The sequence below is a fragment of the Aureispira sp. CCB-E genome, from assembly GCF_031326345.1.
Classification (GTDB): domain Bacteria; phylum Bacteroidota; class Bacteroidia; order Chitinophagales; family Saprospiraceae; genus Aureispira.
Genome location: NZ_CP133671.1, coordinates 139,933 through 165,957 on the forward strand (window position 1 = coordinate 139,933; position 26,025 = coordinate 165,957).

At 35.6% G+C, this 26,025-nt stretch carries 22 protein-coding genes; 11 read left to right on the forward strand and 11 right to left on the reverse strand.

Annotated features, from left to right (window positions below; translation table 11 throughout):
* The first annotated feature begins 309 nt into the window (after positions 1-309).
* Positions 310-3,105 (forward strand): DUF3458 domain-containing protein, encoded by a 2,796-nt coding sequence (locus QP953_RS00635; protein ID WP_052595633.1) that lies wholly within the window; start codon positions 310-312, stop codon positions 3,103-3,105.
* Between the two features lie 128 nt (positions 3,106-3,233).
* Here the strand turns inward: QP953_RS00635 and QP953_RS00640 are convergent, their stop codons facing one another.
* From QP953_RS00640 to QP953_RS00660, 5 genes are all read right to left on the reverse strand, one after another.
* Positions 3,234-4,346, reverse strand: coding sequence for a hypothetical protein (locus QP953_RS00640; protein WP_309553644.1), 1,113 nt, complete (start codon positions 4,344-4,346; stop codon positions 3,234-3,236).
* Positions 4,347-4,495: 149 nt separating this feature from the next.
* The gene (locus QP953_RS00645) at positions 4,496-6,025 is read right to left on the reverse strand and encodes an aldehyde dehydrogenase family protein (RefSeq protein WP_052595637.1); all 1,530 of its coding nucleotides are present in this window, start codon (positions 6,023-6,025) and stop codon (positions 4,496-4,498) included.
* Positions 6,026-6,423: 398 nt separating this feature from the next.
* Positions 6,424-6,801: a hypothetical protein gene (locus tag QP953_RS00650; protein WP_052595638.1), complete on the reverse strand. Its 378-nt coding sequence runs from the start codon at positions 6,799-6,801 to the stop codon at positions 6,424-6,426.
* Positions 6,802-6,864: 63 nt separating this feature from the next.
* On the reverse strand, positions 6,865-8,823 hold the full coding sequence (locus QP953_RS00655; RefSeq protein ID WP_052595640.1) for a YgiQ family radical SAM protein: 1,959 nt from the start codon (positions 8,821-8,823) through the stop codon (positions 6,865-6,867).
* 303 nt (positions 8,824-9,126) lie between these two features.
* Positions 9,127-10,086 (reverse strand): WG repeat-containing protein, encoded by a 960-nt coding sequence (locus tag QP953_RS00660; RefSeq protein ID WP_309553645.1) that lies wholly within the window; start codon positions 10,084-10,086, stop codon positions 9,127-9,129.
* 460 nt (positions 10,087-10,546) lie between these two features.
* On the opposite strand from QP953_RS00660, the gene prs reads away from it, so the two are divergent.
* From prs to QP953_RS00705, 9 genes are all read left to right on the forward strand, one after another.
* Complete coding sequence (gene prs / locus QP953_RS00665; protein ID WP_408913524.1) at positions 10,547-11,386, forward strand: ribose-phosphate diphosphokinase; 840 nt, start codon at positions 10,547-10,549, stop codon at positions 11,384-11,386.
* Positions 11,387-11,441: 55 nt separating this feature from the next.
* Positions 11,442-12,896: a nicotinate phosphoribosyltransferase gene (locus QP953_RS00670; protein ID WP_309553647.1), complete on the forward strand. Its 1,455-nt coding sequence runs from the start codon at positions 11,442-11,444 to the stop codon at positions 12,894-12,896.
* Positions 12,897-13,145: 249 nt separating this feature from the next.
* Entirely contained in the window at positions 13,146-14,132 is a 987-nt protein-coding gene (locus tag QP953_RS00675; RefSeq protein WP_309553648.1) for a hypothetical protein, read from the forward strand.
* A gap of 13 nt (positions 14,133-14,145) precedes the next feature.
* Positions 14,146-14,814: a hypothetical protein gene (locus QP953_RS00680; RefSeq protein ID WP_309553649.1), complete on the forward strand. Its 669-nt coding sequence runs from the start codon at positions 14,146-14,148 to the stop codon at positions 14,812-14,814.
* A 106-nt stretch (positions 14,815-14,920) separates the two neighbouring features.
* The gene (locus tag QP953_RS00685) at positions 14,921-15,583 is read left to right on the forward strand and encodes a hypothetical protein (RefSeq protein WP_309553650.1); all 663 of its coding nucleotides are present in this window, start codon (positions 14,921-14,923) and stop codon (positions 15,581-15,583) included.
* Between the two features lie 106 nt (positions 15,584-15,689).
* Positions 15,690-16,358, forward strand: a complete 669-nt coding sequence (locus QP953_RS00690; protein ID WP_309553651.1) for a hypothetical protein — start codon at positions 15,690-15,692, stop codon at positions 16,356-16,358.
* A gap of 399 nt (positions 16,359-16,757) precedes the next feature.
* Positions 16,758-19,253 (forward strand): TonB-dependent receptor, encoded by a 2,496-nt coding sequence (locus QP953_RS00695; RefSeq protein ID WP_309553652.1) that lies wholly within the window; start codon positions 16,758-16,760, stop codon positions 19,251-19,253.
* 73 nt (positions 19,254-19,326) lie between these two features.
* A complete protein-coding gene (locus QP953_RS00700) occupies positions 19,327-19,797 on the forward strand; it encodes a nuclear transport factor 2 family protein (protein ID WP_052595655.1) in 471 nt (156 codons plus the stop codon).
* Positions 19,798-19,899: 102 nt separating this feature from the next.
* A complete protein-coding gene (locus QP953_RS00705) occupies positions 19,900-20,283 on the forward strand; it encodes a hypothetical protein (protein WP_052595656.1) in 384 nt (127 codons plus the stop codon).
* A 65-nt stretch (positions 20,284-20,348) separates the two neighbouring features.
* Here the strand turns inward: QP953_RS00705 and frr are convergent, their stop codons facing one another.
* From frr to rplM, 6 genes are all read right to left on the reverse strand, one after another.
* The gene (gene frr / locus QP953_RS00710) at positions 20,349-20,912 is read right to left on the reverse strand and encodes a ribosome recycling factor (protein WP_309553653.1); all 564 of its coding nucleotides are present in this window, start codon (positions 20,910-20,912) and stop codon (positions 20,349-20,351) included.
* A gap of 135 nt (positions 20,913-21,047) precedes the next feature.
* Entirely contained in the window at positions 21,048-21,758 is a 711-nt protein-coding gene (gene pyrH, locus QP953_RS00715; RefSeq protein WP_052595660.1) for a UMP kinase, read from the reverse strand.
* 499 nt (positions 21,759-22,257) lie between these two features.
* Positions 22,258-23,097 carry a translation elongation factor Ts gene (gene tsf / locus QP953_RS00720; RefSeq protein ID WP_052595662.1) on the reverse strand — a complete coding sequence of 280 codons (840 nt, stop codon included), beginning with the start codon at positions 23,095-23,097 and terminating at the stop codon, positions 22,258-22,260.
* A gap of 156 nt (positions 23,098-23,253) precedes the next feature.
* Entirely contained in the window at positions 23,254-23,985 is a 732-nt protein-coding gene (gene rpsB, locus QP953_RS00725) for a 30S ribosomal protein S2 (RefSeq protein ID WP_052595664.1), read from the reverse strand.
* A gap of 131 nt (positions 23,986-24,116) precedes the next feature.
* Entirely contained in the window at positions 24,117-24,503 is a 387-nt protein-coding gene (gene rpsI / locus QP953_RS00730) for a 30S ribosomal protein S9 (RefSeq protein WP_052595666.1), read from the reverse strand.
* 13 nt (positions 24,504-24,516) lie between these two features.
* The gene (rplM, locus tag QP953_RS00735) at positions 24,517-24,963 is read right to left on the reverse strand and encodes a 50S ribosomal protein L13 (protein WP_052595668.1); all 447 of its coding nucleotides are present in this window, start codon (positions 24,961-24,963) and stop codon (positions 24,517-24,519) included.
* Positions 24,964-25,270: 307 nt separating this feature from the next.
* Between rplM and QP953_RS00740 the strand changes: the two genes are divergently transcribed.
* Positions 25,271-25,915 carry a DUF4294 domain-containing protein gene (locus QP953_RS00740; RefSeq protein ID WP_052595670.1) on the forward strand — a complete coding sequence of 215 codons (645 nt, stop codon included), beginning with the start codon at positions 25,271-25,273 and terminating at the stop codon, positions 25,913-25,915.
* Positions 25,916-26,025: the final 110 nt, after the last annotated feature.

Sequence of the window (26,025 nt, forward strand, 5' to 3'; positions counted from 1 at the left end):
TTCAAAGCAGAAAGAATCTAAAGTTGTTCGTTGTTGCAGGGCTCTTTTAGTTAAGTAAGTGGGTAGAAAAAGTAAGAATAAAAACTAAACTTAGTTTTAGTACCAATCAAAAGGCTCTAGCAAGCTAAAGTGTATTGCGATAGCTACTACGTAATACTTAAATATCTTTTTCTAAACAATTACTTATCTACACTTTTTAAGCCCCCTTCTTTATATTACTAGTATAATTTCGAAAACTTGCTCAATGGCTACCCTGTCATTATTTTTTATAGAATGCATTAACACTAAAACATCAAAAATAGACAATAGATGACCCACAAACATTTAATTACTTTAGTTGCTATCGCCTTGTTTTGGACAGCTTGCACAACTAATAGTAGAATTATTACGGTTGATTATACGGTTGAAAACAGAGATTTGGACACCGTTTCAGTCACGGCTTCTAGAACATCCAATTTTGAGCGCCCTGTTTACAATCCTAGTGCCACTCGTACCAATGACTTGTTGCATACCAAACTAGATGTTTCTTTTGATTGGGCAAATCAGTATTTGAATGGAAAAGCTGTTTTAGAATTAAAACCTGTTTTTCATCCAACCAATCAGGTGCGGTTGGATGCAAAGGGTTTTGATATTCACAAAGTTGCTTTAATTGGTATTGCTGGTCAAGTACCATTGCAATATAAATATGAGAACAATAAGGATCTCTATATTACCTTGGATCGAACGTATAAAGCCAACGAAGTGTATCGTTTGTACATTGTGTATACTGCTAAACCAAATGAATTGCCTGTTGGTGGTAGCGAAGCAATTACGTCCGACAAAGGACTCTATTTTATCAATCCATTGGGAACAGAAAAGGGCAAACCTCAACAAATTTGGACACAGGGAGAAACGGAGTCTAGTTCTTGTTGGTTCCCTACCATTGATCGCCCCAACGAGCGTTGTACTCAAGAAATTTTCATTACGGTGGAAGATCGTTTCAAAACACTATCCAATGGTAACTTAGTCAATTCGGTTGAAAATTCGGATGGTACTCGTACTGACTATTGGAAAATGGATTTGCCACATGCACCATATTTATTTGCGATGGTTGTTGGTGAGTTTGCTGTTGTCTCTGAAGAATGGAACAATAAATTGTTGCAATACTTTGTAGAGCCTAAATACGAAAAAGACGCTAAGGCTATTTATAAAAACACGCCCGAAATGTTGACCTTTTTCTCCGAAAAATTGGGAGTTAGTTATCCTTGGCCTAAATACTCACAAGCTGTTGTTAGAGATTATGTCTCTGGCGCTATGGAAAATACAACTGCTGTGATCTTTGGTGATTTTGTTCAAATGACAACAAGAGAGTTAATTGATAATAGCGACCTCAACGAAGGTATTGTAGCCCATGAAATGATGCACCATTGGTTTGGTGACTTGGTAACTTGCGAAAGTTGGGCTAATCTTGCATTGAACGAATCGTTTGCAAACTATAGCGAATACCTTTGGTTTGAACACAAATACGGTAGAGATGCTGCTGATTATATCCGCAAGAATGAAATTGATGGTTATATGAACCAAGCTATCATCGGAGGCGACAAACACCCCTTAATTTACTACGGGTATGCTGATAAAGAGGATATGTTTGATGCTCATAGTTACAACAAAGGAGGAACTATTTTGCATATGTTGCGCAACTATGTTGGAGATGATGCCTTTTTTGCAAGCTTGAAAAAGTATTTGGAAGATAATAAATATCAAGCGGCAGAGGTACACAATTTGCGTTTGGCTTTTGAAAAGGTAACAGGAGAAGATTTAAACTGGTTTTTCAACCAGTGGTTCTTTACAGCAGGGCATCCTGACTTAACTGTTACCAAGACATACGACGAAGCAACACGTACCTTAAAAGTAACCGTTAAACAAACTCAAAACTATAAAGAAAGTACTGTATTTATACTCCCCTTTGCTATTGATGTTTATACCTCGGCTAGTGGCAAACCACAACGTACGAATGTAATTATGACAGAGCAGGAGCAAACATTCTCCATTTATACAGGAAGTGCCCCTGTTTGGGTCGGAGTAGATGCAGAAAGAGTCATCTTAGGAAAACGTAAATACAAACAGAGTAAAGAAGAGTTAGTCAACCAATTTAGACTAAGCAAACGTTATCAAAATCGCTATGAAGCGTTAAAGGAATTGAGATATTCTCAAGATAAAAATCCTGATGTGCAGCGATTGTTTAGAGATGCTTTAAAAGATCCATTTTGGTCTATCCGTGAACAAGCTATTGATGCCATTAATATTGACCCTAACGACCAATTATTGATTAATAAATTGATCGAATTGGCTCAAAAAGACCCACGCTCTCAAGTTCGTCGTGCTGCCATGGAACGCATTGGAGGCTTGGAAGATGCTCAATACTTGGAGGTTGCCAAAAATGCGGTTGACAAAGAGCAGTCTTATATTGTTATCTCTGCCGCATTGCAAGCTATCTATAGAACTAGCCCTGCTTTGGGAACAGAATATGCGGAGCGTTTGAAGAAAGAGGATAATGTTTCTATTCTTTTGGGTATTGCCGCTATTTTTGAAAAAACTGGCGATAAAAAACATATTCCTTTTTATGAAAACAATTGGAATAAGACAGATAATTACGCTCGTTTTACTTTCTTCAATAGCTATGCAGCCTTACTAGAAAACACCAAAGACGAATCTTTGGTTAGAGAGAAAATCGATTATTTTAAAACCATTGCTACCAATGAGGATGTTTCTCAATGGGGACGTTATGCTGCTTCTAATGCTCTAAAAAAATTGCGAGATGATTATTTCTCCCAAGCAGAAAAAGAATATAAAAAAATCGAGACATCAATCCTAGATTTAAAAGGGCAAGATACCAAAGATGCTTTGACGCAACTTCAAATATTACTAAAAGACAAATCCAACGCCAATTATGAACGTGCCGTGGATGCCATTCAACGTTTAAAAGGTAATGAAATTGGTAGTATTTTAGATCGTGTAGATGAGTTTTCCAAAGTCAATACCTACGATATTATTGCAGAGGCAATAGAAGAAATTAAAGAATGGGAAGAAGATCCTACTTTATTGAGATTGTATCGTTCTTGGTAATTCCTATTTATTCCTTCTTTTAAAGAATACTAAAAGCAGTTTGCGAATAACACGCAAACTGCTTTTTTAGATTTATATGACAAGTTTACCTTTGTCAAAAATGCCTGTAAAACGATCTGAATAGTTCCTTATTTTGCCCAACGTTCAAACTCTTTTTCATAGGGAAAAACATAATAAAACTGTCGCACAGTTTCTACTAGAGCTTCTTTGGTATGAGGCAATACTTTCTGCATTTGTTTCAAGGTTTTTACACAACCTTTGTAATCCTCTTGCCACTCCAATATGGATAATAATTCCCAATAATACAATGCTTCATTGGGTCGTTTGGCAATAGCCTTTCTAATCTGTACTTCTGCTTCTTTAAAATCCTCCAACTGTTCATAAATCACTCCTTTTTGATAATACAGATAATCGTCTTCTCCTATAAAATCCTCAATAACTTGTACAGCAGTCAAAGCTTTCTCATACGTCTCTTCCAAAACGTACTTATCCAACATTATAAACTCAAAAGAAGGGTCGTTTGGAAATAGTTTTTGATATTCTTCAATTGTTTTAAGTATTTTTTCATTGGATTCTAGTAGGTAGCTTAAATTTAATTTTAGAATTTGATGCCCCTTTAATCGCTCATCTAAAGGAATACCTGAAATCTTTGTATAAGCTTGTTGATATTCTTGCTTTCGCAGCAAATATGTTGCCTCTATATAAATTTCTGCGTTAGACATTCCTCGACGACTTTCTTCTCCTCCCTGAATCAATCGAATCGCCGTAGGCAGATATATTGTATTTTTCATGGTCTCACTCAAAAACTGCCCCGTCAATAAAACATAGACATCCATTGCTATCCACTGCCCGTTGATGTATTGTAATTTAAACAAAAAGTAATTGACGCCACTCTCTTCATGCCACTGTCGGATGACTAAAGATGAGTCTTCATGTATTCGGATGTATTCGTATTTGTACTGAATCGGTTGACTGGCCAACGTTCGCCCCAAACTAAACGATCTCCATTCGTGTCGTATCTTTCGATTGAATTGTTTGATGTCCTTATTTCGAGGATTTTGAAGAATAAAACGATTTAGAAATGCTGTTTTATCAAAATACTGATCAACACTTTGGTCATGAGCATTAAGTGCTTTAGCTATCTCTTGCCCTAGCTTATCCCACTCTTTGGTTGGTATTTGTGCTTGTATAGCAAAGCTAATGAGATAGCATAATAAAAATAGAAAAGGTATCTTTTTCATGGATTTTTTTAATCAATAGTACACAAAAAACAAGCAAAAGGTTCTGTGTTCTTAAGAATTGTAAAAAATTGAATTCATAAATTATAAAAAAACGCCAACTTCGAATGAAGCCAGCGTTTGTGGTAAACCTATATTTTCTTCTATGTGATTTAGAAGTCAAATTTAATTCCTTGAGCCAATGGCAACTCTGTACTATAGTTGATTGTATTGGTTTGACGACGCATATATGCTTTCCAAGAATCAGAACCAGACTCACGTCCACCCCCTGTTTCTTTTTCACCACCAAAAGCACCTCCGATTTCAGCACCAGAAGTACCAATATTAACATTAGCAATACCACAATCAGATCCTGCCACACTCAAGAATTTTTCAGAGTCACGCAAGTTGGTTGTCATCATGGCAGAAGAAAGACCTTGAGGTACATCATTTTGCATCTCAATAGCTTCCTCTAAGCTACTATACTTCATGACATATAAAATAGGTGCAAATGTTTCGTGTTTAACGATTTCATATTGTGCATCTACCTCTATTACGCAGGGTTTTACATAACAACCACTTTCATAACCAGCTCCTTCTAGTACGCCTCCTTCAACCAATACTTTACCACCTGATTTTTTAGCCTCTTCAATAGAGTTATTATACATTTCAACGGCAGCAGTATCAATCAATGGTCCTACATGATTGTTTTGATCCAAAGGATCTCCAATACGCAATTGTCCATAAGCATGAGCTAATTTTTTCACAAAATCGTCGTATACACTTTCGTGAATAATCAAACGACGTGTAGATGTACAACGTTGACCACAAGTTCCTACAGCACCAAAAACAGATCCAACTAAAGTTACGTCTAAGTCAGCAGAAGGTGTTACAATCATAGCATTGTTTCCTCCTAACTCCAACAAGTAACGCCCTAAACGGCTTGCTACTGTTTTAGCAACAATTTTCCCCATACGAGTAGATCCTGTTGCAGAAACCAAAGGAATACGAGCATCTGTACTGATCCACTCTCCTACTTGGTAATCTCCTGTTACAATAGCAGAAATGCCTTCTGGCAAATCATTTTCTTTTAATACTTCTGCCAAGATATTTTGACAAGCAACAGCACATAAAGGTGTTTTCTCAGAACCTTTCCATACACAAACATTACCACAAACCATAGCAATCATTGCATTCCAAGACCAAACAGCAACAGGGAAGTTAAACGCAGAAATAATTCCCACTACTCCCATTGGATGCCATTGCTCGTACATACGATGATAAGGACGCTCAGAGTGCATGCTCAATCCATATAGTTGACGAGACAATCCAACTGCAAAGTCACAAATATCAATCATTTCTTGTACTTCTCCCCATCCTTCTTGAAGGCTTTTTCCCATTTCGTAAGAAACCAAACGACCTAACTCATCCTTATATTTACGAAGTGCTTCGCCGTATTGTCTAACAATTTCTCCACGTTGAGGAGCAGGCATCAAACGCCAAGTCTTAAAAGCTTCTTGAGCACGTTCCATTACTTGCGCATACTCTTCTTTAGTAGTGGTGCTTACCTTTCCGATTAGCTTGCCATCTACAGGAGAGTACGATTCTATCAAGTTAGCATTGGTATTGCCAAAAAATTCTACACCTGTACTAGTTCCAAAATTTACCTCTTGAATTCCTAGTGTTTTTAGTACTTCTTGCATAAGTTTTTACTTCATTAAATGATTTAATTGGATAGTATATTGATTATCAATAACTATTTCTAATTAATACTAGCCACCTCAAAGCTGTATTTATGCTGGTAACCTAATCAATTATCCATGCAATACAAAATGCTTTTTTATCGTTTTTGTTCATTCCATGAGCTACCTTTTAGGATTGAAAACTCACAAAGCTCGATTTGTCAAAATACAAGCTAGTTCTATAAACTAAAAACTCAGCGGGCGACGATATAAAGCCATGAATTAGAATTACTCGTCAACTTTATGCCGCAAAGATACTATTCAAGTCTAAGAATAAAGAGAAGAAAAGATAAATTATTATTTCTATAAGAAAAAGCCACGAAGTACTGTAAAAAAATAATGAAAGCAGGATTCTATTTTCAAGCAATTATTTTTTGGTACGCTTGATTCATTAACCACAAATTGCCATACAAAATACCAATGGCCAATATATCGACCCAAGCAATATTTCCTGTACTAGCAATAACAATTCCTGAATAAATAGGATAGAGTAACAATCCAGCAAGATGGATCATCGTCAATTTGGCAAATATGCGTTTGTATTTGATGGATTTATAAGTAAAAATCAACAAAGTATTACTTATTGCCAAGCCTACGGCAATAAAAAAAGCCACATAAATAATAATTACTTCTGATGACCAAACACCCTCTGAGTAAGGCATTTCGAGCCAACGTTGCATGGCATAAGGAATCCAAGCAATGCTAATGAATAGATTAAAAAAGATGGCTTTCTTCATTGAGCTATAGGTTTAAAGCATTTCTATCAACTTGCCCCCATCTCATTCCTTAAAATCGTAATGTTAATGATCATTTTTTCTAGAAAGAGTGGAGTTTCGTTTCTTTTTTTTATGAAAATTTTTCTTGTAAGCCTTGTTGTTTCGTCCTTTGGGTCCTTTTCTGTTCTTAGGACTACTCCCCTTTGGAGCTGCAGAAGAGAGGAGTTGATTGATCAAATCTTGGCGATTAGCCTTGCTCAACACATTTTTAATCCAACGATGATTTTCTTGTTTGTACCAAAAGAAAAAGCGGTGTTGGTCTCTTTTTTCATCTTCAGCTTTGGGGGTAAAAGTAGGTTGTAAGGTATATGGATGATAACCCGAATAGTAAATAATCGTTGCAACGGTCATTGGTGTTGGCGTAAAATCTTGCACCTGTTCTAGCTGAAAGCCCATATCCTTTGTTTCAGCTGCTAAATTAGCCATATCTTCCAACTCACACCCAGGATGACTAGAGATAAAATAAGGAATTAGTTGTTGCTTCAAATCATGCTTACTATTGATTCGATCAAACATCTTTTTAAAAGAGTGAAAATGCTTAAACGATGGTTTGCGCATTATCTTTAGAACATTATCCGAAGTATGTTCTGGTGCTACTTTTAAACGACCAGATACGTGACGAGTAATCAACTGTTCAGAATATTCTTCCAAATCTGCCACATCAGCATTTTTATTAAACTCTGGCACCAACATATCATAACGAATACCAGAACCAATAAATGCCTTTTTGACTTTAGGATGTTCGTCTACGGCTCTATATATTTCCGTCATTGGCGCATGAGACGTATCCAAGTTACTACAAATAGTCGGCGAAATACAAGAAGGGCTAATACATTTGTCACAAATTGCTTGTACCTTTCCTTTCATCCGATACATATTGGCAGAAGGCCCTCCCAAATCACTAATGTATCCTTTAAAATCATCGTCTTGTGTAATATGTTCAACCTCTTTTAAGATCGACTCCTTAGATCGGCTTGCTATAAACTTGCCTTGGTGTGCTGAAATTGTACAAAAACTACAACCACCAAAACAACCTCTATGCATATTAACCGAAAATTTAATCATTTCGTAGGCAGGTATAGCGCCTCTCTTCTTGTATTTAGGATGTGGTTTGCGCGTATACGGCAAATCGAAAGAAGCATCTATTTCTGTTTCGGTCATGGTCTGGTAAGGAGGATTAATGACCAAGGTTTTGTCCCCAACATCTTGCAACAGACGTTTCGCATTTAGGTTATTGGATTCTTGTTCTATAAATTTAAAATTACTGGCAAAGGATTTTTTGTCCTGCAAGCAAACTTCGTGTGAATGCAAGATTTTATCTTTCCAATTTTTATTTTTAGGTAAATTTCCTTTGTCAACTAAGAATGCTGTTTGAGCAATTGTTTTCAAGGACGAAAAAGGCACTCCCTTATCCAATAAAGTAACCAAGTCCCGTAGGGGTTGTTCTCCCATGCCATACACCAAGATGTCGGCTTGTGAACTTTCTAAAATTGTTGGCAATAACTCATCTTTCCAATAGTCGTAATGTGTTACCCGACGCAAAGAGGCTTCGATACCTCCAATCATAACAGGCACATCAGGGTAAATTTCTTTGAGAATTTTGGTATAAACAGTTGTTGTGTAGTCTGGTCTAAAGCCACTTTTCCCCCCTGGACTATAAGCATCGGTAGAGCGTCTACGGCGATTGGCAGTATAATGATTGACCATAGAATCCATACATCCCGATGTTACTCCAAAAAACAATCTTGGCTTGCCCAATTTTTTAAAATCACGCCAATCATCTTGCCAATTCGGTTGAGGAACAATGGCTACTTTGAAGCCCATGCTTTCGATAATTCGCCCTATAACGGCCGCGCCAAATGCAGGATGATCCACATAGGCATCTCCACTAAATAAGATGACATCCAGTTCTTCCCACCCTCGTTTCTCAACTTCTTTTTTAGTAGTTGGTAGCCAATCTGTTATTTGATGTTGGTCTTGCATTTTATATAATTTAAACCTGTTATTCTATGTCCTAGTTTGTTGAAGTTACGAATTCAATACAGTCAACTCACACCGACAACATTGCAAAGATAAGCCATAATAGCGATACAATCAAATATCCCTCAAGCATCAAGTAGTACAAATCGTCATAAGAAAACGAATCTATAACCCCTTATAATCATTCGTTACTCCATTATTTAAGTACTGTTAGGAATGCTTAAAAGTCATCAGCAATTCATTTCATTGTGTATTCAACCTCAAAAAAGGCTTCTGGTTCACCAATCATTCCAAAAAACGTACCCATTAAGGCTTCATACTCATTTCTACTATTTGATAACCATCCCATTGTACTTGGCTGGTGGTATTTTCTTTTTTAATTTCAAAAACACCATCAAAATGCTCTTTTTTGAAGTCTATTGCATCATAATTAATCGGCAAAACAACTGTTCCTTCTTGATTCAATATTCCTCTTTTTCCATTTTTAGTAACGACAAACAAAGGCTGCTGTGCTATATTTAATGTTGTCCTAGACCATTGTACCAAATCAATTTGAGCATATGCCACCTCTAAGATTGATTTATTATCAATATCCACTACCCCCCATAGGTTTTTTTCCTTAACTAAAAATTGTGTCTTCTTTTTAGAATATTTATTCACCGTTACAATCGGCTTCAGTTGCTCTTTTTCAATCGGAATAATTGGCTTCAAATTCTCATTCAATACGCCCCATTTATCATCTTGCTGAACCAATAAAAAAGTTTCTTTTTGATTATACCTTGTATTATTAACCACCTCCTGTACCGTACTGTACGATGTAGTTAATGTCTGATTTTTGTGTTGGGGATTAAATAACTTCCATTTACCTTCATATTTTAATGCCAAAACATCATTGTACCATTCAATTTCTGAACAACTGGCAGATAGCAAAAATTTTCCATCTGTTTTTGCCAGCCCCCAAGAGGTTCCTATCCGCACCAACACAACATCTCCCATCAAACGAGGCATAATACCATTGGCTTTTAACAGCGTTTCGCCTTTCAAATTCAATAGCAGTTGCTCAGCTCCTTTTTTTCCTATCAAATAGTTCGTATGCGTATATTGCATTGAATAATCTTTGGGGTTAAAATGGATTCTATCTAGTGCCAATAAAGTATCGTATTGCATTGCAACAACAGCTCGACCGCCTGCCAAACAAAAGCCCCATTTCCCCTTTTGATTTTGTGCAAAATAATGCTGCTGATCAAAATCAATTATTTTTTTCATTCTAGCGTTCTGATGTAGTTGTTGTGCTTGTGTTGCCAAATGAAGCAAACAAAGAACGATTATGTATATGGATTTTAATTGCATAATTTGTAGGTATTGTAATGATTATCAAAATTATATTAGTGGGAATATTTCTATTTGCTCTTTTTTACCCAAAAAGGGGCACAAAGATACAATGTAAAAAATTATTAATCAAATAATTATCAAAAATTATTATTTTTTCATCCTTGATATTTAATGCACTATGTCTATATAAGAACAACTATAAAGCCTAATTTTTCTATTTTTTTGTATATTTTTAGAGTGGTCTGTGAACTTTTATAGAAAATACTTAGTTTAAAATATAAACAAAGTTGTTTTTTATTGTAACTTTATAAAAAGCAGCTTTCTAAAACTTAAACACAACAGCCAACTATTAACATCATCAACCGTGCTAAAATCAAAACGATCAATGAACACAATGAATTTGAATTTAGATCCTTTATTCACTCCCCTTGGAAAAGAAAATAGCATTCAGTTTCAGTCTTTTACTTTTTCTGGCGGCGAACCTCACATCAAAATCCAAAGCGACCTTAAGCTAGTAGATGAGGTGACAATTACCCATCGTATCAACTCTTTTAATGATATGGGCTTGCTTTTGATTGCAGTAGATGCACTTCAACGCTCAGGAATCAAGGCAATCAATTTGATCATTCCTTATTTTCCTGCTGCCCGCCAAGATCGAGTTATGGTAACAGGAGAAGCCTTATCTGTTAAAGTATATGCCGAATTGATCAACAATCTAGCCTTAAAACAAGTCACCATCTATGATGCCCATTCAGAAGTAGCGATTGCTCTTCTCCAAAATTGCAATGCCGTTACCAATCATGCTTTTATACGCCAAGTCGTTGCGCAAACAGGTAATGTAAAACTAGTCTCTCCCGATGGAGGAGCACTAAAAAAAATCTATAAAGTTGCCGCTGCTTTAGGAGGTATGGACGTTGTAGAAGGGTCTAAATCTAGGGATGTAAAAACTGGTCAACTATCGGGCTTTAAAGTTTATTCTGATGATTTAGAGGGTGCCGATTGTCTTGTTGTCGATGATATTTGTGATGGTGGAGGTACGTTTATGGGATTGGCGACAGAACTAAAAAATAAAAATGCAGGAAAACTATATTTGGCAGTTAGTCATGGCATTTTCAGCAAGGGACTGAGCGACTTAGCTCAATATTATGATGTTATTTTCACTACAAATTCTATTCGTACGATGGATGCCCATCCTCAACTAGTTCAAATAAACTTAGACAATGGCTTGCTATAGCAAAAAAATGCCTAAACAAGATTAAAAAAATTTAAAAACAATAAAATAGAAGACAATGAATCCATTATTATATACTGACGGATATAAAGTAGACCACAGAAGACAATACCCTGATAATACATCGCTTGTCTATTCCAACTGGACACCTAGAAAAAGTAGGATAAAAGGCATTGATCAAGTTGTTTTCTTTGGTTTACAATATTTTATCAAAAAATATATCTTAGAAGATTTTCAACGCAACTTTTTTGACCAACCTAAGGACAAGATCATCCAACAATATGCTCGTAGAATCAACAACTATTTAGGACCTAACTCCGTAGGAACAGAGCACATAGCAGCCTTACACGACTTGGGTTATATCCCCATGGTTATAAAAGCATTGCCAGAAGGAGTCAGTGTTCCTATCCGTGTGCCAATGTTTACCATGTACAATACAAAACCTGAGTTTTTTTGGTTGACAAATTATTTTGAGACACTACTATCTGCTACGGTTTGGATGCCTTGTACTTCTGCTACTTTGGCAAAAAAATATCGTCAAATTTTAGATAAGTATGCACAAGAAACAGCCAGTGACCTTAGTTTTGTAGATTGGCAAGGACACGACTTTTCTATGCGTGGAATGGCGGGTTTAGAAGCTGGAATGATGTCTTCAGCAGGACATTTACTAAGCTTTACGGGTACCGATACCATTCCTACTATTGATTTTTTGGAGCATTACTACAATGCCGATTCGGACAAAGAATTGGTGGGAGGTAGTGTTGCTGCAACAGAACATTCTGTCATGTGTATGGGAACCAATTCTGGCGAATTAGAAACATTTGAACGTCTAGTGACAGAGATTTATCCCAATGGAGTTGTATCTATTGTATCAGATACTTGGGATTTGTGGAAGGTGCTGACAGAATATCTTCCTGCCTTAAAAGCTAAAATTTTGGCTAGAGATGGAAAAGTCGTTATTCGTCCTGATAGTGGTGATCCTGTTGATATTATCTGCGGTAATCCAAATGGTAAAACGGCTATTGAGCGTAAAGGAGTTGTTGAAAGTCTGTGGGAAACATTTGGAGGAACCACTAATTCCAAAGGGTACAAAGAATTAGATCCGCATATTGGAGCTATTTATGGTGATAGCATTACTTTAGAACGTGCTACTCAAATTTGTGAGCGTCTAAAACAAAAAGGGTTTGCTTCTACCAATGTCGTGCTAGGAATTGGTTCTTTTACTTATCAATACAATACAAGAGATACCTTTGGTTTTGCGATGAAAGCGACCTATGGTGAAGTAGATGGCGTAGGACGAGAAATTTTTAAGGACCCTATCACTGATGATGGAACCAAAAAATCAGCAAAAGGTCTCATCAAAGTCATCAAAGAAAATGGTACCTATACGTTGGTCGATCAAGTCAGTTGGGAAGAAGAGCAAAAAGGGGCCATGCAAGAGGTATTTAGAGACGGAAAATTATTAATTGATTGGAGTTTACAAGAAATTCGTACAACTCTAAAAAATTTCTAATTCAACACAGCCTCATAACTAATTGACTTACTGAGCAAAAATTCTATTCAGATAGGATTTTTGCTTTTTTTATGGGAAAAATCCTACAACAACACCAACTTACAAAAAACTAATTAACAAAACATTACACATCCTAAAATATCGCCTTTAATATTCAAAAATGAGAAATTCACAACTTATTGTTTTTGAATAGGTTAAACAGGTCAATTAGCTTTGTATAAATTCATAATCACTTAATTTATATAAACTATGAAAAAAATCTTGTATCTTTTTTGTGTGTTAGGAGTTACTCTTGCCTGTTCTAAGCAAGAATCAACTAACCTAACCAACAACGTCCCACAGGCAAGAAACAGTTCAGCTGATGTGGTTTATTATTACAAAGGGAAAACTTATCCCTTGCATTTCTTAGAAGGCAATACAGGAAACTTTGTTGAAGATGAAAATTTAGAAGCTCTAGAACTAGCCACCAAAGGCAAACCTCTAACTAGCTTTGAATTTTCTTATCACCCTTCCAATCATCATTTCTTATTTGACTCTGAATTTGAGGCATACGACTATGTCGAGAAAAATGGCTATCCCCTTATTGGTCGAAAATTTAAACTCACACACCGAATTGATGAATTAAGAACTTTATTACTCAACAAGTATGGAGAACATTTGGACTTTAACAATCCTAACATTTACACCGAGGCTTTACAACATATTAAGGACATCTATACCGAACTAAAAATTGCCAATGACTTGCCCAAACGAATAGAAGACTTTATTGGTAAAAAAGAAGCCCATAAAAATCAACGATCTGGTCCTTTAATGCAGGTATTTGTACACGATAATATGCAAGGCAATATGCTCGACATAGAAACAGCACCAAATACAGTTACTTGGACACATGGAGCTTGGGGCTGCTATAGAACAACAGCCAACCCTGACTTATCAAAGGAGTTCCAAGCCAATGGAAATAATTGGGATGGTTGTATTTCTTCATACTGTTGTAACTATGTAGACGGCGCAAGAGCTGTTTGTTATGCTTTATACAAAGATTCTCATTATGCACAATATAGTTGTAGTAGACATAAAATGGTTATCAATGTAGGCATGGGCATCACAGAGTCTTGTATTTCTTCTCTAACAAATAGACCTTGGGCTGGTATATGTGGTCATATGAATGATCAGATTTCTAGTATTCGTATAAAAGTGGCTTGGCAAGGATGCAATCTTGACTGGAGTGATTTATAAATTTAGATATTATATGATGAAAAAGATATTATTTACCGTCCTTATTCTGCATCTTTTGATATTAAATCTTAAGGCACAGCACAAGATCAGTGCTTATGGGGGATGGACAGCTTCTAAAATACAGACCTTTTATAGTTCTGATGCGAAAAAACACACAGTAGATGACGATTTATTTGTCCTTCCAATATTACATAGCCCTTACCTTAGTTTTGAATATGAATATGACTGGAAACAATTAAGATTATCAACAGGAATTTCAACTACTATTTGGGGAACTAGTGAGTTCTTTGGAGATACGCAACCTTGGGCCGAAATGTATTTGAACCTTCCTATTATAGCTGGTATTCGGTTGGATTTGCCGAAAAATTGGAATCTAACAATAGAAAGTGGTTTTGAAGCAGGAATACGGATACTTAATGTTGGCGTTTATTTTTTAGATGATTTCACCCCTAAATTCAGAGGCAATTTAAATGCCATCTTAGGAGTAGAAGCCAACTGGAAACAATTTAGACTAGGCACGCGCTTACAAGTTGGTCTAACTACTTTTAGATATTGGGATGACGATCTTTGGTTCAAACATTCTGGATTAACAACCTACTTAGGCTATACTATTTGGGATTCAACAATTGCCAAAGAAAAACGTGCCAAGCGATTAGCAAAACAGCAAGCAGAAGAAATGTAGCTTATAAAATTTGAGTTTGTGGAGCAAGGGCTTCCATTTGAGAAGTTTTTGCTCTTTTTATTCTTTATTCCAAAACGACTATTAAAATAATACAAACTAAAACATTATGAAAATAAATATACTATCTTTAACCATTTTGTTTTTAAGTTTCGGGATAAGCAGTCAAGCACAACACAAAATCAGTGCTTATACAGGATGGACAGCTTCTAAAATTCAAGTTTATTCTAATACTCAAAAAAATCCTCTTAATGATGAACTATTCGCATTCCCTATACTTCATAGACCTTATTTAAGTTTTGAATACGAATTAGATTGGAAAAAACTTCGATTATCTACTGGTTTATCAACTACTATTTGGGGAACTAGTTCAACTTGGGGAGGTACATTACAGTGGGCTGAGATGTATTTGAATCTTCCTGTTATTGCTGGTTTTCTATTGGATTTGCCTAAAAGCTGGAATCTAACAATAGAAAGTGGTTTTGAAACAGGAATTCGATTGACACCTCTTGGTGTGTATCATCTTGATGATTTTGAAGCTAAAATAAGAATGAATGTTAATATGATCTTAGGGATTGAAGCTAATTGGAAGCAATTTAGGTTAGGTACCCGATTACAAATAGGGCTAACTACATTTAGACATTTTAACGATGACATTTGGTTCAAACATTCTGGATTAACAACCTACTTAGGCTATACTATTTGGGATTCAACAATTGCCAAAGAAAAACGTGCCAAGCGATTAGCAAAACAGCAAGCAGAAGAAATATAGCTTATAAAATTTGAGTTTGTAGAGCAAGGACTTCCATTTGAGAAGTTTTTGCTCTTTTTATTCTTTATTCCAAAACGACTATTAAAATAATACAAACTAAAACATTATGAAAATAAATATACTGTCTTTAACCATTTTGTTTTTAAGTTTCGGAATAAGTAGTCAAGCACAACACAAAATCAGTGCTTATGGGGGATGGACGGCTTCTAAAATTCAAGTATTCTTAAGTCCTGATAAAAGAAAAGGTCCCATATTCAATGATTTATTTAAACTACCTATATTACATAAACCTTACCTCAGTTTTGAATATGAATACGACTGGAAAAAACTTCGACTCTCTACTGGTCTTTCAGTAACTATCTGGGGAACTAGTGAGTTCTTTGGAGATACGCAACCTTGGGCTGAAATGTATTTGAACCTTCCTATTATCGCTGGTCTTCGATTGGATTTGCCTAAAAACTGGAATCTAACAATAGAAAGTGGCTTTGAAGTAGGGGTACGCTTGACAAATATTGGCATTTATTTTTTAGATGATTTCGATAACAAATTCAGAGGTAATCTAAATGCCATCTTAGGAGCAGAAGCCAACTGGAAACAATTTAGATTGGGTACCCGTTTACAAGTTGGATTAACAACCTTTAGGTATTGGAATGATGACATTTGGTTCAAGCATTCTGGATTAACAACCTACTTAGGCTATACTATTTGGGATTCAAAAATTGCCAAAGAAAAACGTGTCAAGCGATTAGCAAAACAGCAAGCAGAAGAAATGTAGCTTATAAAATTTGAGTTTGTGGAGCAAGGACTTCCATTTGAGAAGTTTTTGCTCTTTTTATTTTTTATCAAACTTTAAGGCACGCATACTGTATTTCTATTTTCAGATTATAAACACCTTGGAATCACTACCTATATTGCTTATACCATCTGAGATTCAACAATTTCCAAAGAAAAACACATCAAGCAACAAAACCCATAATCAACTAACAATCAACAACAAATAAAAAACAAAATAGTATTAGTTGAGGCAGACATCTCCTAGAGCATTATTTTTAACTGTTCTTCAGCAATTTATTATTGGTTTTTTATTGAAAAAAAGTTATATTTATAATCCCTTTCTCTCCCAAAGTTATTGAGTATTTAATTTATTTTATAACTTTTGTTCCCCACACGTCTTATGAAATGTCCCTTACTACTTACAGTAATTTTCTGTTTGTTTTGTTTTAATAATTGGCTTCAAGCACAAAGCATAACAGGAACTGTTCTCAACCAAGAAACACAAGCTCCTATTGAAAATGCCTTAGTCGAATTACTGAATCACAGTCCCATTATTTCAGCGACAACCAATGCTGAAGGGAAATTTGTTCTACGTGATATTCCTATAGGAAAACATCGCCTATCTATTGATGCAGAAGACTATTTGCCACAAGTATACGCTTTTGAAACAGGGCAAACAGCCCGCATACAAATCCAACTTACTCCCTTTAACGAAGATGCCGAAACGACAGTAAGGGAACGTTTAAATACAAAAATTACAACAGCTTCTCAAAATTCAGAGAGTTTATTAAATGCACCTGCTTCTGTTCATATTGTAACCAATCAAGAAATAGAAGAACGAGGGTATACTTCGTTAACAGATATTTTAGAAGATATTCCCGAAGTAGAAATTCAAGATAAGGCAACAGGAGTTTATTACAACCACATCACTGTCAGAGGTATTCAAGGATCAGAACGTTTTTTGATTTTGCTAGATGGAATGCGCATCAACTCAATGGCAACTACTCAACATACTGTTGATAAAAACTTTCTCATTCGATACGCCAAACGAGTAGAAATTATTCTAGGTCCCGCTTCTGCATTATACGGAGCCGATGCCTTTACAGGCGTAATTAATATTATTTCTAAAGATGGTTATAAAACACAACGGGCAGAAATAGAAGGCAGTTATGGTATGTACCATACTACTGAAAATAACTTTTTTACAGGATTTGGAAATAAAGATATTTCATTTAACTTAAATGGTGGGGTTTACTATTCCAAAGAACCTAATTTGAGTAAGCTTTATCCACAAGAATTCGCATGGCACAACAATCAATATAGCACCAATGGTTATGTCCTTAATAACTTGTCTAGGACAGATACAACTCAAATTGATATTGCCCCTTTTGATCTTACTCGTTTGGCTTATTTTGCGCATGGAAAACTAAATATAAAGCAGCTTGAATTAGGTGCCATGCACAATACCCAAACACATAGTTCCTCCTTGGGAAACAAACCTGGCTTTTCCCCTTATATTCCAGAAGCACAGTATAGTATATCCTTAACCAATGCTTACGTAAAACATCTTTGGAAAAAGAAGCCTAATAGTAAAGTTTCTATTTTGTCTAGCCTCAATTGGAATTATTACAATATCAACAACAATTCTAAATTCATCAATTTCTTTACCAGTTATAAGAAAGGGTTTAAATATGGTTTTAACCACAACATCAAATTAAATGAGTCGATCAATATCAGTCTGCACAAGAGGCATAATTTGATTGTGGGGCTTTCCTATCAATACACCTATGGACTTCCCAAAAGTAGTGATTTGCCTTTTCAATACAACCCATTTCAACCCGCAGCAGATCAAAATTTTTATTATATAGGTACCAATGTGGAAGATAAAAATGGAACCAATCAGGCTGTTGCTTCTAAATTTTATTTCTTTGACCAACATTATGCAGGGACATTTTTACAATATCAGGGAAACATCAATAATTTTTTGTTGATAACCCTAGGAGCTCGCTTTGATTATAGCGCCTCTAAGCTCAAAGATAGTGATAATGTACAGCAATATTATGATATTAACCCTCGCTTGGGAATTGTTATAAAACCAGTGGAGACCCTCCGTTTTAAATTGTTTTATGGAGAAGCATTCCTAGCACCTTCTCCAGAGAAAAGATTTGAACATTTTGGGAGTTTTTCTATAGAGAATGACCAAAATGGTGATTTTAATGCCTTTAGAGGTAATTTTTGGCATTTGCCCAATCCTGACTTAGCACCCGAAAAAATTAGAAGTGCGGAGTTTTCTACCAGTTATACCAACGAGCAATTATCCTTAAGTTTAGGTGGGTATTATAATTCGATTACTAACTTGGTTGATTTAGAAATAACTTTTGGCGAAGAGTTTCTTGGAATTCCCATTGATGTTGTTGAGCGATCTGTTAACAAATCGACCGCTTATTCTTATGGAGGTACTTTTAAAGCTCTATTTCAACATTATTTTGACCAGAGAAAAACGACTAAAATTAACGTCTATGCAAGCTATTCTCTCTCCGATGGTCGGGTGAATGATAGTTTGCCTCTTATTTTTTCGGCACAACATACCGTCAAAGCAGGCTTAACCTTTAAGTATAAGAGATTAAATATTCACGCTCGTGGCTTCTTTAGAACATCTAGCTTCAATCAATTAGGCGTTGGGAATCAACCATTCTTTTTATTAAATGCATTTGCTAATTATAGACTTTATGAAAGTAAACGAAAAAAGTTTGCCTTAGATATTTTTGTTAGAGTTCGCAACCTTACAAACGCACGATACTATAACATGACTCAAGTAGCAACTCCTGTATTTGAACAAGCACCACAAGATCCAATTCGAGTAACCGCAGGTTTGCGAGTACGTTTTGTAAAATAAATACTATCTTAGTTTAATACGTAGCTGTGTTGTTACTATTTTTTTTCGTTTTATCACCCCAATTATCACAATTATGCAAACGATTATACATAGATTTTACGATGCATTTCAGAAGGCAGATGCTCAAGGAATGATTGCCTGTTATCACGATGATATTATATTTTGTGACCCTGCATTCGGGGTACTCAAAGGCAGTGATGCCAAAGCCATGTGGACCATGCTTTGTCAGAATGCTAGAGATTTAAAAATAGAGTATTCTAACGTGCAAGCAGACAACAACAAAGGCACTGCTCACTGGGAGGCGTGGTATACGTTTTCTCAAACAGGAAGAAACGTCCACAATATCATTGATGCAAAATTTGAATTCAAGGATGGAAAAATCATTAAACATACCGATGATTTTAATTTGCGGAACTGGGCTAAACAAGCACTAGGTTTCAAAGGTTTTTTGCTAGGAGGAACTGCCTTTTTTCAGAAAAAACTACAAGAACAAACCCAAAAGTCTCTGTCTAAGTTTAAGCAACAACAAGGGCAAACATTGTAGTTTTTTTTAGAATGAAAGGCGTAGCAATGGGAAACCCCATAGTTTTTTCTTTACTGAAACAAGTCTATTTTTACATCTTTAGACTTTGCAAAACAACTCCTTATGAATTTCAAAACAACCGAAACTAGTATCCTTGTATTTGGAATATATATGATTTTTATTCCAGGATTGGGATTAATATTAATTCCTAATTTGCTTTTTGATTTGTTTCACATTAGCTATGGTCAAGAACTTTGGACGGCGCGTTTGGTTGGTCTATTGGCTTTGCTTTTGGGTGTCTATTATTATCTAATCAGCAAACATAAAATCCATATTCTCTATAAAACAACAGCCATGCTTCGATATATAGCTGCTGCGTTTATGGTTGGACTATGGGCATTACAACAAGTAGAAATTAGCATTCTCCTATTTGCTTTGGTTGATGCTTTAGCAGCTAGCTGGACACTATTGACCCTAAATAAGGCAAATCTATCTCAAAATGGGTAATTTCAAACAAAAAGTGCTTTGAACACAAGATCAAAGCACTTTTTATTATTATTCTATTCCAATTCTTATATCGTAAGAATATCTTTTTCTTTGCTTTTCATCAATTCATCTACGACATTGCTATACCTATCCGTTAGAGCTTGAACAACAGCTTCTTTCGTTTTTCCTGCATCTTCAGGATACCCTTCTTTGACTGCTTTCTTAATTTCGTTCATTGCATCACGTCTAGCATTACGGATACTAACTTTTGCATTTTCAACTAAGGTATGTGCTTGCTTAATCAATTCTTTTCGTCTTTCCTCTGTCAACATCGGTAAAACAATTCGAATTATTTCGCCATCATTCTGAGGCGTAACGCCCATATTAGCTTGAAAAATAGCTTGCTCAATAGATTGCAACATTCCTTTTTCCCACGGAGCAATAACTAAAGTACGACCATCTTGTGCTTTTACATTAGCAACTTGTGCAATTGGCGTTTGAGAACCATAATAATCTACTTTGACACCATCAAACATAGCAGGTGTTGCTTTTCCTGAACGAATCCTAGAAGCCTCTTTTTTGAAATGTTCAATAGAATCTTTCATGCTGTCTTCTGTTGCCTCAATGTAAAATTGTAAGTCTTCTTCCATAATTTTGTAATATTTATAAGCTTTTGTTGTTCTCCAAGAACAGGACTTGTAGTTAATAAACGCAGTATTTTAAGACTTTCTAGTTAAACAAACAAGAATTCTAATAAGAATTATTATAAAATTCAAAAAAAGTAATTATTCCACCAATGTTCCAACTAATTCACCTTGAACAATTCTAGATAGGTTCTTAGGCTTTCCAATATTGAATACAATGATTGGCATATCGTTCTCTGCACACATTGTAAACGCCGTCATATCCATAATGTTTAACTTGGACTTGATAACTTCAGCAAAAGATACGTTATCATATTTGGTAGCCAATGGATCTTTTTCTGGGTCAGCAGTATAGACTCCATCCACACGGGTTCCCTTTAAAATAACATCCGCATTAATTTCACTTGCTCTAAGTGCAGCAGCAGAATCCGTTGTAAAATATGGATTTCCAGTCCCTGCCGAGAAAATAATGACCCTTCCTTTTTCCAAGTGCGAAATAGCACGTCTACGGATATAAGGTTCTGCAATTTGATCCATTGCAATAGCCGTCATTAATCGAGTAAAAATACCATTTTTCTCTAAAGCACTCTGCAAAGCTAGTCCATTGATAACCGTTGCTAACATTCCCATATAATCTCCTTGTACGCGACTAATATTGGACTTAGAAGCTTGTAAACCTCTAAAAATATTACCACCACCGATAACAATGGCCAATTCAACACCTTGTTTAACGATACTTGTTATTTCTTCAGCATAATGCTGTAACATATCAGGATTGATTCCATACTCGTCCTCGCCCATAAGCGATTCTCCACTCAATTTTAATAAAACTCTTTTGTAACGGATAGCCATGAATTTTTTATTTGATAAAACAGTTTTGTGTTTTGGTTTTGCACGATTTGATTTCCTGTTTGACAATTAGCATGTTTCGATTGTCAAGGAAAATTCTGCGATACAAAAAACACGAAAAAATATTCGTTAATAGTTTCTAATCAATCTATACTTTTTCAAAAAGAATCAAAAAAGCTGATTTTCAGGTTTACTTTATATAGAATATAATGTAGTTCGTTGATTAGCTGCGCTGCTACTGTGTGGTAGTTCGCTACGCTCATGAGATCGCAAGCTTAGTTACCCAAAAGACAAAAAAGCACATTTATATTAATCTGATAATCAAGATTTTAATACAAAACACAGCAAACTCACAACTTATTGATTATCAACTGCGCAGCACTCACGAAGTAAACTAATAAAGTTTTTCAACGACCACGTAGTAGCAGCGCAGCTAACTATTGATACAACAAACTATTAAAAAAAAAGCGTTTCATATAAAATGAAACGCTTAAAATAAATCTTAACCTAAAGTTACATGTTTGAAATCAGTAACAGTAAGTTCTTTATCGATAGACTGAATATATTGTTTAACAGTCTCTTTCTTTTCAGCTTTTACGTATTCTTGGTTCAACAAGGTTTTTTCTTTGTAGAATTTCCCTAGTTTACCTTGAGCAATTTTTTCAAGCATTGCCTCTGGTTTACCCTCTTGGCGAGCTTGCTCTTTTCCAATTTCGATTTCTTTCTCAACTACAGAAGCATCAACACCATCTTTGTCAACAGCGATAGGATGCATTGCTGCAATTTGCATTGCTACGTTTCTTCCTGCTTCTTCTAGAGAATCGTTTGCTTTGTTGAAACCAACAATAACACCTGCTTTGTGTCCCATATGAATATAAGGAACTACTTGAGTAGCTTCTAGTCTTTCGTAAGCAGCCAATTCAATTTTTTCACCAATAACACCAGTTCTTTCAACTAATTTATCAGCAATTGTTTGACCATCCATAGTTACAGCCAACAAATCTTCTTTTGTAGCAACAAATTCTGCCAATGCTTTGTCAGCAACAGATTTAGCAAAAGCAACAAAATCATCGTTTTTAGCAACGAAATCAGTTTCACAACCGATACGAACGATAATTCCTTTAGAGTTATCCTCAGAAGTAGCAGCAACAACAACACCTTCTTTAGCATCGCGATCAGCACGCTTCTCAGTCATTTTTTGACCTTTTTTACGAAGGTATGCGATTGCTTCTTCCATATCACCGTTTGCTTCAACAAGTGCTTTTTTGCAATCCATCATCCCTGCACCAGTTTGGTCACGCAAGGCTTTTACATCTTTGGCAGTAATTTTAATAGTAGCCATGATTTTATTAAGATTTAATATATATCAAATAAATACTTCATGGATTTTTTGGCAATCCATACACTTGTAAAATTACCAAAAGAGCCATGAAGTAAAATCAAATTATTTAGAAAATTGTTTAACGTCAAAGCGTTTTACAAGTCAATCTACAATTAATTATGCAGATGTTTCTTCTGTTTTTGCTTTTTCGTCTTTTCCTTGACTTCTTTCAGCCAAGCCTTCTTTGATAGCAGCTACCAAATAATCTGTAATGATTTTGATAGACTTAGAAGCATCATCGTTAGCAGGAATTGCAAAATCTACTTTAGTTGGATCAGAGTTTGTATCTACAACACCAACTGTTTTGATTCCCAAACGAGTAGCTTCAGCTACAGCCAAGTGTTCGTGATTGATATCCAAAATCAACAAAGCATTTGGCAAACGGTTCAATTGAGCCATACCACCAAAAACACGCTCCAATTTAGTATGAGTGCGCGTCATGGTTAGACGCTCTTTCTTAGTAATATTATCCAAAGAACCATCGTTCAACATGGTTTGGATTTTTTGCATCTTGCGAATAGACTGACGAATCGTAGAGAAGTTTGTCATCATTCCTCCCAACCAACGATCTGTCACGTAAGGCATTCCTACACTTTGTGCTGCTTCAGAGATAATTTCACGAGCTTGCTTTTTAGTACCAACAAACATAATTTTTTTGCCAGACTTAGCCATTTGGCGCAACGCTTTTGCTGCTGTTTCTAAACCTTCGATCGTACGATTTAGGTCGATAACATGGATCCCTTTGCGTTCCATGAAGATATAAGGACTCATCTTTGGATTCCACTTTCTTTTCATGTGACCAAAGTGGCATCCTGCATCCAATAGTTCTTTATGAGATGGAGTTTGCATATTATATTATTCTTTGATTAGACTATTTGTAGAAGTCTAAGGTTAATGTTAAATATAGGAAAGGCTTTTTGTCGAATTGCTTTTGAAAAAAAGCCAACAAGTTGCCCAACCTGAAATAGATAGACAAAAAATTAACGCTTGCTAAATTGAAAGCTTTTACGTGCTTTAGGTTTACCGTATTTCTTACGCTCAACAACGCGAGAATCACGAGATAGTAACTTAGCAGCTTTAAGAGGCTCACGAAATTCTTCGTTGATTTTGCACAATGCACGAGCAATACCCAAACGAACCGCTTCTGCTTGTCCTTTGATACCACCACCTCTAACGTTAACTTTTAAATCATAAATACTCAAGACATCAACCAATGTCAATGGCTCCAAAATTTTTCCTTGAACATGTTCTACAGGGAAGTATTCTTTGTAATCTTTGCCATTCACAACAACATTACCACTACCTTGCTTTAAGTAAACACGAGCAACAGCAGCTTTTCTTCTCCCTAGTCCATTTATAATTTCCATAATGATACTTCTTTTATTTTAGCTCTAGTTTAGACGGCTTTTGAGCGTTGTGTGGATGCTCTGACCCCTCGTAAACAAATAGTTTTTTGTACATAGCATTCCCCAATTTTGTTTTAGGCAACATTCCTTTTACAGCAATCTCGATCAAACGATTTGGGTATTTTGCTAAGATTTGTGCAGGTGTTCTTTGTTTTTGCCCACCTGGGTACCCTGAATGCGTATAGTGTACTTTTTGTGTTAATTTTTTACCTGTAAGCAATACTTTTTCAGCATTAATTACAATCACATAATCACCACAATCTACATGCGGGGTATAGCTAGCTTTGTGCTTTCCACGCAAAACTGCAGCTATTTTAGATGCCATACGGCCCAATGGCTGTCCTTCTGCATCTATGACCAACCAAGTACGAGAAACAGTCTCCTTCTTAGCCGATTGAGTTTTATAGCTCAATGTATCCACAATTATATTCTTTTAATTATTAAAAAATTGTCTCTTTAAAATGAGCTAGATATACATAGCTCAAAGCGAATGCAAAAGTACAACGAGCTTTTTTAAAAAAGAAGTTTTTTTTCCTTTTTTTTTGAAATTCATTTTATAAACCACTGAAAAACAGTAAAAAAATCGCACAGCTTTTTAAAACACCTGTTAAAAATGCGTTATTTTAGCTTTTTCAAAGGTACTTTTTAACAATTTAGTATAGTTATTGACTACCTTAATGGTATCAGATCAATAGTCGTCTATTAACTCTAAATATTCAATTATATATATGACAACAATCAAAATAATCATAACCTCCCTCCTGCTCTATTCTGTTGGCAACTTATTCGCACAAGGAAATTCGACAGCAATTCGACATGGAGAATACTACGGCACTACAACCATCAATGGTCATATTGTCAAGATATTAATTATAGATGGCGATACCCTTCCTGTGGCAGATATGGAGGGCATACAAGTAACTCAAAAACGAAATTTTGCTAACAGAGAAGAACGTAGACGCTACAAACAATGGAGAAAATATGCTGCCAAAGTATATCCCTATGCCGCTGAAGCCATTCGGCTTTATAGGGAAGTAGAAGAAGCTACTAAAGACATGAAAAAAGGTAAAAAACGAAAATATGGTCGCAAGAAAGAAAAAGAATTAAAACCGCAATATACCGAAGAGCTAAAAAAGTTAACCAAATCGCAAGGGTATATTCTTATCAAAATGGTTGAGCGGGAATTAAAAAAACCTTTCTTTGATGTTGTTGTTCAATTAGAAGGTCGTTGGAAAGCCATGCAATGGCAAACATTAGGTAGATGGTATGGTTATAATCTAAAAACAGGATATGATCCCAAGGATGACGAGCTACTAGAATCTATTTTAGCCGATCTTAACATTACCTATGGAACTGAAAAAGTGAAAGAATAAAACCAAAGCGAATCTTATTAGAAATAAATTGGGCACAGAGTTCACCTCTGTTATTGCTAAACAAAACCTACAAACCTAAAAACTTGTAGGTTTTGTTTTTTACTATTCTT